This is a genomic window from Aeromonas sp. ASNIH4, from assembly GCF_002934425.1.
Classification (GTDB): domain Bacteria; phylum Pseudomonadota; class Gammaproteobacteria; order Enterobacterales; family Aeromonadaceae; genus Aeromonas; species Aeromonas hydrophila.
Map to the genome: position 1 here is coordinate 603049 of NZ_CP026217.1, position 12206 is coordinate 615254.

12 protein-coding genes are annotated in these 12206 nt (G+C 60.3%); 4 read left to right on the plus strand and 8 right to left on the minus strand.

All coding sequences use genetic code 11. From position 1 onward, the window contains the following. Window positions 1-39: 39 nt before the first annotated feature. Window positions 40-894, minus strand: coding sequence for a DnaA ATPase domain-containing protein (locus C2U40_RS02875; RefSeq protein WP_011707253.1), 855 nt, complete (start codon window positions 892-894; stop codon window positions 40-42). A gap of 69 nt (window positions 895-963) precedes the next feature. Next, window positions 964-1641 carry a DnaT-like ssDNA-binding domain-containing protein gene (locus C2U40_RS02880; RefSeq protein ID WP_103829020.1) on the minus strand — a complete coding sequence of 226 codons (678 nt, stop codon included), beginning with the start codon at window positions 1639-1641 and terminating at the stop codon, window positions 964-966. Between the two features lie 340 nt (window positions 1642-1981). On the opposite strand from C2U40_RS02880, the gene C2U40_RS02885 reads away from it, so the two are divergent. Beyond that, on the plus strand, window positions 1982-2953 hold the full coding sequence (locus tag C2U40_RS02885) for a response regulator (protein ID WP_017410997.1): 972 nt from the start codon (window positions 1982-1984) through the stop codon (window positions 2951-2953). Window positions 2954-3026: 73 nt separating this feature from the next. Here the strand turns inward: C2U40_RS02885 and C2U40_RS02890 are convergent, their stop codons facing one another. The 3 genes from C2U40_RS02890 to C2U40_RS02900 all read right to left on the minus strand — a co-directional run bounded on the left by C2U40_RS02890 (window position 3027) and on the right by C2U40_RS02900 (window position 5964). After that, window positions 3027-4424: a peptide MFS transporter gene (locus C2U40_RS02890; protein WP_011707249.1), complete on the minus strand. Its 1398-nt coding sequence runs from the start codon at window positions 4422-4424 to the stop codon at window positions 3027-3029. 213 nt (window positions 4425-4637) lie between these two features. Next, window positions 4638-5549 (minus strand): UTP--glucose-1-phosphate uridylyltransferase GalU, encoded by a 912-nt coding sequence (gene galU, locus C2U40_RS02895; protein WP_029305299.1) that lies wholly within the window; start codon window positions 5547-5549, stop codon window positions 4638-4640. Window positions 5550-5643: 94 nt separating this feature from the next. Further along, a complete protein-coding gene (locus C2U40_RS02900; protein ID WP_011707247.1) occupies window positions 5644-5964 on the minus strand; it encodes a ComEA family DNA-binding protein in 321 nt (106 codons plus the stop codon). A 168-nt stretch (window positions 5965-6132) separates the two neighbouring features. Between C2U40_RS02900 and cysQ the strand changes: the two genes are divergently transcribed. After that, window positions 6133-6903, plus strand: a complete 771-nt coding sequence (gene cysQ / locus C2U40_RS02905) for a 3'(2'),5'-bisphosphate nucleotidase CysQ (protein WP_181014945.1) — start codon at window positions 6133-6135, stop codon at window positions 6901-6903. Window positions 6904-6983: 80 nt separating this feature from the next. Here cysQ and C2U40_RS02910 read toward each other — a convergent pair whose 3' ends face one another. The 3 genes from C2U40_RS02910 to C2U40_RS02920 form a co-directional block, all read right to left on the minus strand. Further along, window positions 6984-7280, minus strand: a complete 297-nt coding sequence (locus tag C2U40_RS02910; RefSeq protein ID WP_005309589.1) for a YciI family protein — start codon at window positions 7278-7280, stop codon at window positions 6984-6986. A gap of 25 nt (window positions 7281-7305) precedes the next feature. After that, window positions 7306-7857, minus strand: coding sequence for a septation protein A (locus C2U40_RS02915; protein WP_024946223.1), 552 nt, complete (start codon window positions 7855-7857; stop codon window positions 7306-7308). 104 nt (window positions 7858-7961) lie between these two features. Next, complete coding sequence (locus C2U40_RS02920; protein WP_103829022.1) at window positions 7962-9467, minus strand: aminotransferase class V-fold PLP-dependent enzyme; 1506 nt, start codon at window positions 9465-9467, stop codon at window positions 7962-7964. A gap of 224 nt (window positions 9468-9691) precedes the next feature. Between C2U40_RS02920 and trhA the strand changes: the two genes are divergently transcribed. Then, window positions 9692-10327 (plus strand): PAQR family membrane homeostasis protein TrhA, encoded by a 636-nt coding sequence (gene trhA / locus C2U40_RS02925; protein WP_016351856.1) that lies wholly within the window; start codon window positions 9692-9694, stop codon window positions 10325-10327. Between the two features lie 118 nt (window positions 10328-10445). Beyond that, window positions 10446-12107 carry a putative transporter gene (locus tag C2U40_RS02930; RefSeq protein WP_017411002.1) on the plus strand — a complete coding sequence of 554 codons (1662 nt, stop codon included), beginning with the start codon at window positions 10446-10448 and terminating at the stop codon, window positions 12105-12107. Window positions 12108-12206 lie beyond the last annotated feature (99 nt).

Here is a 12206-nt window from a genome sequence, read left to right on the forward strand (position 1 = left end):
AAGCGGCGAGCCAGGGGGGGGGCCTGGCTCGCACGGGGATCAGCCGTTGTAGTGGCCGATATGGGGGCGACGGCTGGGGCCGCTCAGGTGGATATCCACCGGATTGAACGCCTTGATCGCTTCAAAAGCGAAATCACCTATCGCCTGATGCAGGCTCTGGGGATTGTGGTTGGTGATGAGGATGACGCTTTTCGACAGGTTGCGACGGCGGCGCAGCAGGTGGCCGAGGAAGCTGGACTGGCTCTCCGCCATCTTGGCGCGGTTGGCCGAGACCTCGTCGATGATCAGCAGATCCACCTCTTCCAGGGCGCGCCGGTACTGGTTGCGCTCTTCCTGATCCTGGATCACGTTGAAGAACAACCTGTCCACGATGGAGGCCCACTGTTGGAAGATCACCGACTTCTGGTGGCGTGCGATCAACTCGTGCGCCACGGCGCCGGCCAGGGTCGACTTGCCGGTGCCGTAGTCACCGTAGATCAGCATGCAGCCGCCACCGCTCTTCTCCCAGTGCTCGAAACCGCTGATGAAGTAGCGGGCGGTCTCGATGGGATATTGCAGCGCCGGATCGCCGGCATCCATCCGTTCAAACACCCAGTCGGGGTTGAGGTCGGCCTGGGCGATCAGCTTCTGGATCCGCTCCTGGCGCGCCGCCTTCTGTAGCTCGCGTACCTCGGCATTGGCCTTGGCATCGTACTCCTTGCGCAGGGTCTCGTAGTCGTACTGGCTGCCGCCGGTCTCTTGCTGAAGGCGACGAATGCGCTCCAGCAGGCCTCCTACGTGGCGGCTCAACTCCGGGTCGTGAACGCGATGATCCTGCTTGGCCTTGGCGATCTTCTGGCGCTTGGCTTCGATCTCTTCCAGCTCCTGGCGCAGGGGATCGTGCGGGTCAGTCATGGAATGCTCCTTCTGCTCGGTCTGGGGTGGGGACAGGTCTCTGATTTTGCCTGCTGGCAGTGTCTGCTATCAATCATTATCCGGCTCCTGCGGCTGGCCGGCCAACCGCTTGGCCTCTTCGATCATCTCCTGCGCCCGCTTGCTTGGGCCCGCCTCGAGCGGTGCCTGGGTCACCTGCTGGTAGCCCTGCACCTCCATCGGCTTGCGGCGGGTATAGCGGCGGGTCTTGAGGGCGCGGATGAACTTGAGCATCCACTGGTGCTGGGAGTCGAATACTTCGGGTCGCCCCAGCCAGTAGGCGATGAACTCGCCGAGATCCTCTTCGTTGTAGCTGGCATCGATCACCCCGCACAGGCGGGCGAGGGCTGGCAGCTCTGCATCCGGGCGCCATTGCAGGTGCATCTGGAACGGGCGCTCCGGCAGCGGACTGCGCACACGCTGGGTCAGCAGCGGCAGCTGGAACGGGCACTGATGGTAGTGCTCACTGTCGTTTTGTGCCTCGACTTGCAGCAAACCTGCCTCCATCAGCTCATCGAACAGCTCGGTCAGCTGGCGGGCATTGACCTGAAAGGAAAAGCCGCTGGGATCGCCCGGGTCGACCACCGCCAGCGCCCGGCCGAGTTCGGGGTAGTTGAGCCTGGCCAGCTGATTTTCCAGCACCAGTCGGCGCAGCTGCAGGGTATAGAGGCTGCGGGCCGGGTGGGACAATCTGGGATGGGCGAGGGCGCTGTATTCGGCAGGGGTCATGGCATGCTTCATTGACGGACGTGGCGGTATTATCCCCCATGGCGCAGCCTCATACAATTGATGGCATGCCCGGCACCGCCGGCGGGTGGTCGGCTCGCCCGCAATCGGGAATACTTGTTTTCGTATGACACTATTTTTTTGTCGACCAAGCTGCAAAGAGGAGAAAAAGCTGAGTTCCGATGAGCATCATTAGCTGCTTTATTTCAAGCAGTTGGCCGCCAGAATAGCTAGCGGGCATGGATTTTTCGGCGATTATTCAATCATCTGATTGGTCAATGCAGTCGGTTATGGTCTAGGCTTGAGGCTAAATAACTGGTTGACTAATAAGAGCTTTATCAAGATGTCAAAAGCCGGACTACGGATCCTGGTGGTGGAGGACGAAGCCGTTTTTCGCCACTCGCTGGTCAATTATCTCGCTCACGATGGTGCCTGCGTTTTCCAGGCCGAAGACGGCATTGAAGGTCTCTCTGCCGCCGCCCTCTATCACCCCGATGTGGTGTTATGTGATTTGAACATGCCCAACATGGATGGGCATGAGGTGATCGCCTGTCTCACGGCCCGCTATCCTCATATTCCTGTCATCGTCATCTCGGCCCAGAGCAAGATGGAGGCGGTCGAGCGAGCGCTGCGCGCCGGTGCCCGCGATTTCCTGCTCAAGCCCATCTCTGACTTCGGTCAGGTGCGTCGCAGCATAGAGCAGTGCCTGAGCGCCAACCACGGTTATGGACAACAGCTGGAGTTGATGGAGCACATCGACTTCTTTCGCGAACACGACCAGGCGGCGACCCGGCTGCTGGCCTGGTTGAAGCCGCCGGGCCTGCAGGAGTGGGGGCCCTGGCAGGTCACCTTTGAAGGGATGGGCAATCTGTTCATTCCCGATACCTTCAAGGTGGATGACAAGCTGCTGGTGCTGGTGATGGAGCTGCCGATCCTCGGGGTGGATGCCGCCTTCTGCGGCGCCCTGGTGCGCTCTCTGATGAACGCCCCGTATCGCCAGTTTCAGCGTGGCGAGAGTCTGCTGCTGACCCAGCCCCACCGGTTGCTTGATTACCTCAATCTGCAGCTGGTCGAATCCGGTCTGCGCCACTCCTTCGCCATGGCCGCCCTGTTGTTTGATCAGGAGGACGGGCTGGTCTTTGCCAATGCCGGGCTGACTTCGCCCCACTGGCTGGTGCGCTCCGGCGGCCTGCCGCTCGGTCTGCTGCGTACCAGCCACTACGCCTTGCACAGACGCAGCTGGCATGAACCCTTTGACCTGCAGTTTCGCAGTGACAGCGGCAGTGCCCTGCATGTGCAGGTTCGACATCATTGAGGCCGTGTCAGACGGCCACATACAAAGAGGGCGCCCAATGGGCGCCCTCTTTGTTGCTGACAATCTTGACCGCTTAGACGGCGGCAGATTGCAGCTTCTTGTCGTGTTCCTGCGGCTCTTTGGCCGGACCTTCTGCACCGTGCATCCAGTAGACCAGGCGATTGGCCATGGTCAGCAGGATCAGCGCGCTGATCACGGCGGCCAGTGCGATGCCACCGAAGATGGCCATGGCACCGGATTCGCCGACGAAGGAGCCGATGAAACCGGCGGCATAGTTGGCCAGGGCCACGAAGCCGAACCAGGCACCCATCATCAGGGAGGCCAGGCGCAGCGGAGCCAGCTTGGTCACCATGGAGAGGCCGATCGGGGAGAGGCAGAGCTCGCCCAAAGTGTGGAACAGGTAGGCACCGACCAGCCAGAACATGGAGGTCTTGACGGCCTGATCACCACCTTGCTCCAGCACGGCACCGATCATGAACAGGAAGCCCACGGCCAGGAACAGCAGACCCATGGCGAACTTCACCGGGGAGTTCGGCTCTTTCTTGCCGAGCTTGATCCAGATGGCGGCAACGATGGGGGCCAGCGTGATGATGAAGAAGGGGTTCAGGGACTGGAACCAGGCGGTCGGCACTTCGAAGCTGCCGATCATGCGGTCGGTATACTCCTGCGCGTACAGGTTCATCAGACCACCGGCCTGCTCGAAGCCTGCCCAGAAGATGATGGTGAACAGACCCAGCACCAGGATGACCTTAATGCGATCCACTTCTTGCTTGGTCAGCGGAGCCTTCTGCTCCTTGGAGCGCTGCTCGGCGGCGCGCTGGGCGGCCGGCACGCGGCCGATGTCACCCAGGAAACGCTGAGCCATGGTGGCCTGTACCACCAGGGAGAGCAGCATGCCGATACCGGCGCTGACGAAGGCGGCTTGCCAGCCATAGGCGGTTGCGGCAGCGCCACAGATCACGCCGGCCAGCAGGGAGCCCAGGTTGATACCCATGTAGAAGATGGTGAAGGCACCGTCACGACGGTGGTCACCTTCCTGATACAGGTCACCCACCATGGTGGAGATGTTGGGTTTGAACAGACCGTTACCCACGATCAGCAAGCCGAGACCCGAATAGAAGACGGTGTTGACCATGTCCGGGAACATGGCGTGCGGCAGCGCCAGGGTAAATTGGCCGGCGGCCATCAGCACGGCACCAAACAGAATGGCGCGGCGTTGGCCGAGGAAGGTATCTGCCAGCCAGCCGCCGATGATCGGGGTGATGTAGACCAGACCGGTATAGATGCCGTACAGCTTGAGGGCATCGGCCTGAGTCCAGCCCATCCCGCCGTTGGCAGTCATGTCAGTCAGATAGAGCACGAGCACGGCACGCATGCCGTAATAGGAGAATCTCTCCCACAGTTCGGTACTAAAGAGCAAAAAAAGCCCTTTAGGGTGACCTAAAAAGGTCCCTTTGGACGGATTATTCATTGGAACTTCCACCTGTGTCTTATATTTTTTTAGAAATTTTATGCAAGGGCTAGGAACAAGCCATAATCCTTATAGAACAAGCGTGATTAAATTACAATATTATGATTTAGCGATATTTTATCTATCAATGGTTGAATATATGTTTATAAAATGAAAAAGGGCATCGAATGATGCCCAGTGTTTTATTCCATTAATAGGTTAAATATTCAGCTATTACAGCTGCTTGGCAAACTGTTTCAACCAAGTGATAAATTCGCCGTTCAGTTCCGGATGGCGCACTGCATATTCCACATTGGCTTTCATGTAACCAAACTTGCTGCCGCAGTCGTGGCTGCGCCCTTTCATGAAGTAGGCATTCACCTGCTCCTGCTCCATCAGCATGGCGATGGCATCGGTCAGCTGGATCTCGTCACCGGCACCGGCGGGGGTCTTCTCCAGCAACGGCCAGATGTTGGAAGAGAGCACGTAACGGCCGACCACGGCCAGATTGGAGGGGGCCTCGTCACGGGGCGGTTTCTCGACGATGGCCTGCATCGGCAGAGACATGCCCTCGCTCAGCGCTTCTCCCTTGATGTCGGCGATGCCGTATTTGTCCACTTCGCTCTCGGGGACGGCTTCCACCATGATCTGGCTGATGTGATCCTGTTCGAACATGTGCACCATCTCGGCCAGGTTGTCCTGCTTGAGGTCGCTGGCCACCTCGTCGATCAGCACGTCCGGCAGCAGCACCGCAAACGGGTTGTCGCCGATCAGCGGACGGGCGCAGAGCACCGCGTGTCCCAGACCTTTTGCTTCCCCCTGGCGGACGTGCATGATGGTGACGTCTTTCGGGCAGATGTGTTGCACCTCTTCCAGCAGTTGCCGCTTGACCCGCTTCTCGAGGGTCGCTTCCAGCTCGAAGCTCTTGTCGAAGTGGTTTTCGATGGAGTTCTTGCTCGAGTGGGTGACCAGAATGATCTCCTTGATGCCGGCGGCGATGGCTTCGCGCACCACATACTGGATCAGCGGTTTGTCGACGACGGGCAGCATCTCCTTGGGGATGGCCTTGGTGGCTGGCAGCATGCGGGTGCCCAGACCGGCGACGGGAAGAACGGCTTTGCGTACAACGAGCGGTGTCTTTTTCATGGAGAGAGTCCAGAGATACAAAGTGGGCCCATGATACCCGAAGAAAAATAGGGCAGCCACAGGCTGCCCTTATGATGGAAGGGGTATGGATCGGTTACTTGACGATAATCATGTCCCGATTTGCTTCCAGCGTGGCTGGCCCGATGCCGCTCACATCGGCCAGCTGATCCACGGTAGTGAACTTGCCCTGCTTCTCGCGGTAATCGACGATGGCCTGAGCCTTCTTCTCACCAATGCCCTTGAGCGCAGTCAACTCATTGATACTGGCAGTGTTCAGGTTCACCTTGCCGCTCTCCTTGGCGGCGGTGACCGTGGTTGCCGGCTTGGCAGCAGGCTTGTCGGCTGCCAGCAGAGGTTGGCTGAGCAGGGGCAGGCAGCTCAGCAGCAGGGTGGCGGTGAGGGTCTTGTAGTTCATGGCGTCACGTCCTTGTGTTGTGTGGAATGCCTATTGAGAATTAGCCGAGTTGCGCCACTTTTTGTCTGTCAGAAGTAACAGGGTTATAACTCAGCTGAATCGGCTATAACCCACGCCATTCCAAAATAGGTACACTGTGCTAACCATTTGACCAGGATGTCTTTTCTTATGTTTTTTCCCGCGATTTCCGAGCTGGAGCCCATCGCCCGTGCCGCCGGTGACGCCATCATGGCCATCTACAGTCAGCCCTTTGCGGTAGAGTACAAGCAGGATGAAAGCCCCTTGACCGCCGCCGACAAGGGCGCACACGAGGTGATCGTGCAGGCGCTGGCCCGGCTGACGCCCGACATCCCCGTATTGTCCGAGGAGTCCGGGCCCGAGGTGATGGCGGCGCGCCACGGCTGGTCCCGCTACTGGCTGGTGGACCCGCTGGACGGCACCAAGGAGTTCGTCTCCCGCAACGGCGAGTTCACCGTCAATATCGCCCTGATTGAAGAGGGGACTCCGCGCTGGGGACTGGTCTATGCCCCGGTATTGGACCAGCTCTGGTATGGCGGCAAGGGGCTGGGGGCCTGGCGGGTGGCTGATGGCAAGCGTGAGGCCATCCAGAGCCAACCTCATCAGGAAGGTACGCCCTGGCGGGTGGTGGGCAGTCGCAATCACCTCTCCCAGGCCACCCTGGATTACCTGGCGGGCTTTGGTGACATGGCGCGGGGCGAGATTGAGCTGGTCTCCATGGGCAGTTCGCTCAAGTTCTGCATCATCGCCGAAGGGGGGGCCGAGCTTTACCCGCGCCTCGCCCCCACCTGTGAGTGGGATACCGGTGCGGCACAGGCGGTGCTGGAGGGGGCGGGCGGCAGTGTCACCCAGCTCGATGGCTCGCCGCTGTGCTACAACAAGCCAGACATCCTCAACCCCTGGTTCGTGGCCAAGGCATAAAACGGTATATCGGGATAGAAAAAGGCCGGACTGGCGTGAACTGCCAGCCCGGCCTTTTTTATTTCGCTATTCGCGTTGGGTCAGAAGACCTTCTTGAACGGCTTGATGGTCACCTTGGCATAGACACCGGCCGCCACATAGGGATCGGCATCGGCCCAGGCCTTGGCATCCGCCTGTGAGGCGAACTCGGCGATGACGGTGCTGCCGGTAAAGCCGGCATCGGCCGGATCCTCGGCATCGATGGCCGGGTTGGGGCCGGCGGTGAGCAGCCGCCCTTCATCCTGCAGCGCCTGTAGCCTGGCCAGATGGGCCGGGCGCGCCTGCTTGCGCAGCGGCAGGCTGCCCTGGACATCTTCGGAATAGATGAGATACCACATGAGAGGATCCTTTTCTTGATGGCAGTTATTTTTTCATTTCATTTTTCTGCTCGGCGGGCAGGTGGCGATAGAGATAGACACCGCTCAGCAGAGTGAATACCAGGGTCATGCCAAGCAGACCGAACACCTTGAAGTTGACCCACATCTCCTGCGGCAGGTTGAAGGCCACATAGAGGTTGAGCAGGCCGCAGACGGTAAAGAAGCCGACCCAGCCGAGGTTGACCCGATCCCAGACGGGATCCGGTGCCTGCAGCTCCTTGCCCAGCATCTGCTTGATCAGGTTCTTGCCAAAGCCGTAACGGCTGATGAGCAGGCCCAGCGCAAACAGTACGTTGATGACGGTGACTTTCCACTTGATGAAGGTGTCGTCGTGGAAGAAGACGGTGAGGCCGCCAAAGAAGCCGACCAGCAGGAAGGTGAACAGCTGCATCTTCTCGACCTTGCGATAGCGGATCCAGCTGTAGGCGAGTTGCAGACCGGTCACCACCACCAGGGCGCCGGTCGCCATGTAGATGTCGTAGAACTTGTAGACTGCAAAGAAAACGATAAGAGGAATAAATTCAATAAATTGCTTCATGTCTGGCTCGTCGCCCTCAAAAGTGGACCGCAAAATTTGATTCAGTGTACCTGCCCGATGGGCAACGGCAAATGAATAAGACCGCTCATTCGCCAGCCAGTTCCTCAGCCAAATAACTGCCTTGCGATCTCGGCGCCCAGCCGCTGCTGATCCGCCAGCAGATCGCGGATATGGCGCTCTTCGATGAGCGGATTGAGCAGCACGGCCCGCAGCAGGGTGAGCGGCTGGGGGCCGTAGCGACCCACGGCGCGCTGGGTGCGGGAGACAAAACTGTGCCCCTCGGCGCGTTGAGCCTTCTGCAGGGCGACGTTGAAGGCATTGACTTGTTCGTTGGCGGCCTCGTCCAGCAGCTTGCCCTGCAGATGAGGGGGGATGCAGCGATAGGAGAGCAGGTTCATCACCGGGGCTGACATCAGTTCGAAGGCGGGATCCTGGTCGATAAGGCCGGCCATCAGGCGGGCCCGGTCGTAGTTGGCCTCGATGAGCTCGGCATAACCCTGCTGGCCGAACAGCTGGAAGGCGGCATCCAGATAGAGCGCATTGGCCGGGCGGGTGCCCTCCAGGGTGAAACGCCCCTGATCAAAGGAGCTGGCGCGGATGGCGTAGGGGGCCTCCCGCTTGACCGCCATCATCAGGTCCGGCTGGCGGCAGAGCAGCATGCCGGTACCGAGCGGCACCAGCAGTTGCTTGTGGCCATCCAGGGTGACGGTATCGGCTCGCTCGATCCCCGCCAGCAGCGCCTGATAGCGGGGCGAGAACAGGGTCGGGCCGCCCCAGGCGGCATCCACGTGGAAGTGGATCTGCTCGCGCTCGGCGATGTCCGCCAGCTCAGGCAGCGGGTCGATGGAGCCGAAATCGGTGCTGCCGGCCACGCCGACCAGTGCCAGCACCTTGAGCTTCTGCTCCTTGCACTGGGTAAGGGCCTGCTCCAGCGCGGCCATGTCGAGCCGGTTCTGGTCGTCGGTGGGGAGGCGCCAGACGCTGCGCGCCCCCAGCCCCAGCAGATCCATCCCCTTGTCGAAGGAGTAGTGCATCAGCCGCGAGCCCAGGATGACGGCGCCGCGATAGCCCTGCTCATAGAGCGCGAACAGGTTGTCGCCGCAGGCGCGGTTGCGAGCCAGCCAGAGAGCGGTGACGTTGGCGATGGTGCCGCCGCTGGTCATGACGCCAAGGGCGGCATCCTTGGCATGCATCTGCTCCTCATAGAAAGCGTCGTCGGCGCGATAGATGAGACGGTGCAGTTTGGCCAGCACCTCCCGCTCCAGAAAGCTGAGCAGACGGGAGGACTCCATCTTCATCGGGTTCTGGTTGAGCATCACCACCAGGCGGGACAACTCGGCAGTGAAGGCCGGTAACGGGGCCGTCATGTGACCCATGTAGCGTGGCGAGGTGAGGTGAGATGCGCCAGGCACCAGGGTGGCCAGGCGTGCCAGATAGTCATCCATGGCGATGCCGGTGGCCGGCATGCGGGATTGATCGAGCTGGTGGGTGAACTGGTCGCGCTGGTAGGGGGCCTGACTGTCATCCGAGTGGTGGAAGGTCTCCAGCAGATTCGTCATGGCCTGGCCGAAGGCCGGATCCGGTAGTGCAAACAGTTCAGTCAACTTCATCAGGTTCTCCAGACCGGGTTGCCAGGGAGTCACTGGGTGGTGAGCAAGCGCGGTGGCAACAGCTACGTGGGCATCGGCCGCAGAGCATACACCAAAGGCCAGCGGGTGACAGCCATGCTCATCTCCTCAACACATGGCAAATGGCATGAAAATCACTTTAAGCTAACACTTGTACTCTGAAATGACGACGGCTAGAGTGAGCGCAGTTTGGGTAGGAGTATGCAATGAGCAGTGTGACGGATTATTCGCCCCGCGAGGAGCTGGCCAACCGCCTCAGCCACGGCCTGGGGCTGGTGTTGGGGATCCTGGGGTTGGTGTTGTTGTTGAACAAAGGCTGGGCACAGGGCCCTCAGGCGCTGGTCAGTTACAGCCTCTATGGCGGCAGTCTGGTGCTGCTCTATCTGGCCTCTACCCTCTACCACAGCATGGCGGAAGGGCCGGCCAGACGCTGGTGCAAGGTATTCGACCACTGCGCCATCTATCTGCTGATCGCCGGTACCTATACCCCCTTCCTGCTGGTGGCGCTCGACACGCCGCTGGCACAGGGGTTGATGGTGGTGATCTGGGGGCTGGCGCTGGCGGGGGTGGTGTTCAAGCTGCTCTTCATCAACCGCTTCAAGAAGCTGTCGCTGTTTACCTACCTGATGCTGGGCTGGCTGTCGTTGCTGGTGGTCTATCAGCTTTATATCCATCTGGAGGGGGAAGGCTTGCTGCTGCTCGGGCTGGGTGGTCTCATCTACAGCCTGGGGGTGATTTTCTATGTGGCCAAACGTATCCCCTACAACCACGCCATCTGGCATCTGTTCGTGCTGGGGGGCAGCGTTTGTCACTTTATGGCCATTTATGGCTACGTCGCCTAACTAGCCCTTAATTGGTATTTTTTGCTGCTCAAAAGGATAAATTCGTGCGGTATCACACAGTTGGCCGCGACGTTTGCTGACAAGCTAGGGGCAGTTCAATTCGCAAAGGATGCACGAAATGAGTGATATCGCGCTTTCCATCAGCATGTTGTCGCTGGTGGCAGTGCTGGGGCTCTGGCTGGGAAACTGGCGAGTCTATGGCGTCGGTCTCGGGATCGGTGGGGTGCTGTTCGGCGGCATCATAGTGGGCCACTTCGCCGGCCTCTCGGGGCTGGCGCTTGATGAGCAGACCCTGCACTTCATTCAGGAGTTCGGCCTGATCCTGTTTGTCTACACCATCGGCATTCAGGTCGGCCCCGGCTTCTTCTCCTCCCTGCGCAGCTCCGGCCTCAAGCTAAACGGCTTCGCCGCCCTGCTGGTACTGCTTGGCTGCGCCGTGGCAGCAGCCCTGCACCAGCTGTTCGACGTGCCGCTGCCGGTGATCCTGGGGGTCTTCTCCGGTGCCGTGACCAACACCCCTTCTCTCGGTGCCGGCCAGCAGATCCTGGCGGAGCTTGGCGCTGCGCCCGGTTCCACCGGCCTGATGGGGATGGGCTATGCGGTCGCCTATCCGTTCGGCATCTGTGGCATCTTGTTGACCATGTGGCTGATCCGTATGTTCTTTCGCATCAAGATCGACGAAGAAGCTGCCCAGTTTGAACAGCAGGCCGGCAAGACCAAGGAGAGTCTGCAGACCATCAACATCGCGGTGCGCAACCCCAACATCCACGGTCTGATGCTGAGCGAGATCCCGAGTCTCGACGAGGCAGACGTCATCTGCTCGCGCCTCAAGCGCGGCGAGGAGCTGATGGTGCCGCGGCCGGATTCGCGCATCGAACTGGGCGACCTGCTGCACCTGGTGGGTGAGCGGCACGCCCTGCGCAAGGTACTGCTGGTGCTGGGGGAGGAGGTGGAGACCTCGCTCTCCACTCGCGGCACCGATCTGCGGGTAGAACGGGTGGTGGTGACCAACGAGCAGGTGCTCGGTAAGAAGATCCGCGATCTCGACATCAAGCAGAAGTACGACGTGGTGATCTCGCGCCTCAACCGGGCCGGCATCGAGCTGGTCCCGACCAGCCAGACCAGCCTGCAGTTCGGCGACATCCTCAACCTGGTGGGACGGCTCGACGCCATCGAGGCGGTCACCAATGTGGTGGGCAACGTGCAGCAGAAACTGCAGCAGGTGCAGATGCTGCCGGTGTTCATCGGCATCGGCCTTGGCGTGCTGCTCGGCTCCATCCCCTTCTATCTGCCCGGGTTCCCGGCGGCGCTCAAGCTGGGTCTGGCGGGCGGTCCGCTGGTGGTGGCGCTGATCCTGTCGCGCATCGGCAGCATCGGCAAGCTCTACTGGTTCATGCCCCCCAGTGCCAACCTAGCGCTGCGGGAGATCGGCATAGTGCTGTTTCTGGCGGTGGTGGGCTTCAAGTCCGGCGCCGGCTTCATCGATACCCTGATCAACGGCGATGGTCCGGCCTGGATGATGTATGGGGTGGCGATCACCCTGATCCCGCTGCTGGTGGTCGGTGTGCTGGCCCGTCTGTACGGCAAGATGAACTACCTCACCCTGTGCGGCTTGCTGGCCGGCTCCATGACGGATCCTCCCGCCCTGGCGTTTGCCAACGGCATGCACCCCACCAGTGGTGCCAGTGCCCTGTCGTACGCGACCGTTTATCCGCTGGTGATGTTCCTGCGCATCATCTCACCCCAGTTGCTGGCCATCCTGCTGTGGGCTGGCGCCTGATATGAAGCCCCTGACGGGGGCACTCGCAGCGCTCCCGTCATCAAAATGCAACACATTGATCATCTTGATTTTATTTTCCATCCCCGCCGTTGTTGACCC

Bases quoted from the DNA above. Each gene is read 5' to 3' on its own strand.
- C2U40_RS02875 (WP_011707253.1), bottom strand. From the start codon at position 894: ATGACTGACCCGCACGATCCCCTGCGCCAGGAGCTGGAAGAGATCGAA.
- C2U40_RS02880 (WP_103829020.1), bottom strand. From the start codon at position 1,641: ATGACCCCTGCCGAATACAGCGCCCTCGCCCATCCCAGATTGTCCCAC.
- C2U40_RS02885 (WP_017410997.1), top strand. From the start codon at position 1,982: ATGTCAAAAGCCGGACTACGGATCCTGGTGGTGGAGGACGAAGCCGTT.
- C2U40_RS02890 (WP_011707249.1), bottom strand. From the start codon at position 4,424: ATGAATAATCCGTCCAAAGGGACCTTTTTAGGTCACCCTAAAGGGCTT.
- galU (WP_029305299.1), bottom strand. From the start codon at position 5,549: ATGAAAAAGACACCGCTCGTTGTACGCAAAGCCGTTCTTCCCGTCGCC.
- C2U40_RS02900 (WP_011707247.1), bottom strand. From the start codon at position 5,964: ATGAACTACAAGACCCTCACCGCCACCCTGCTGCTGAGCTGCCTGCCC.
- cysQ (WP_181014945.1), top strand. From the start codon at position 6,133: ATGTTTTTTCCCGCGATTTCCGAGCTGGAGCCCATCGCCCGTGCCGCC.
- C2U40_RS02910 (WP_005309589.1), bottom strand. From the start codon at position 7,280: ATGTGGTATCTCATCTATTCCGAAGATGTCCAGGGCAGCCTGCCGCTG.
- C2U40_RS02915 (WP_024946223.1), bottom strand. From the start codon at position 7,857: ATGAAGCAATTTATTGAATTTATTCCTCTTATCGTTTTCTTTGCAGTC.
- C2U40_RS02920 (WP_103829022.1), bottom strand. From the start codon at position 9,467: ATGAAGTTGACTGAACTGTTTGCACTACCGGATCCGGCCTTCGGCCAG.
- trhA (WP_016351856.1), top strand. From the start codon at position 9,692: ATGAGCAGTGTGACGGATTATTCGCCCCGCGAGGAGCTGGCCAACCGC.
- C2U40_RS02930 (WP_017411002.1), top strand. From the start codon at position 10,446: ATGAGTGATATCGCGCTTTCCATCAGCATGTTGTCGCTGGTGGCAGTG.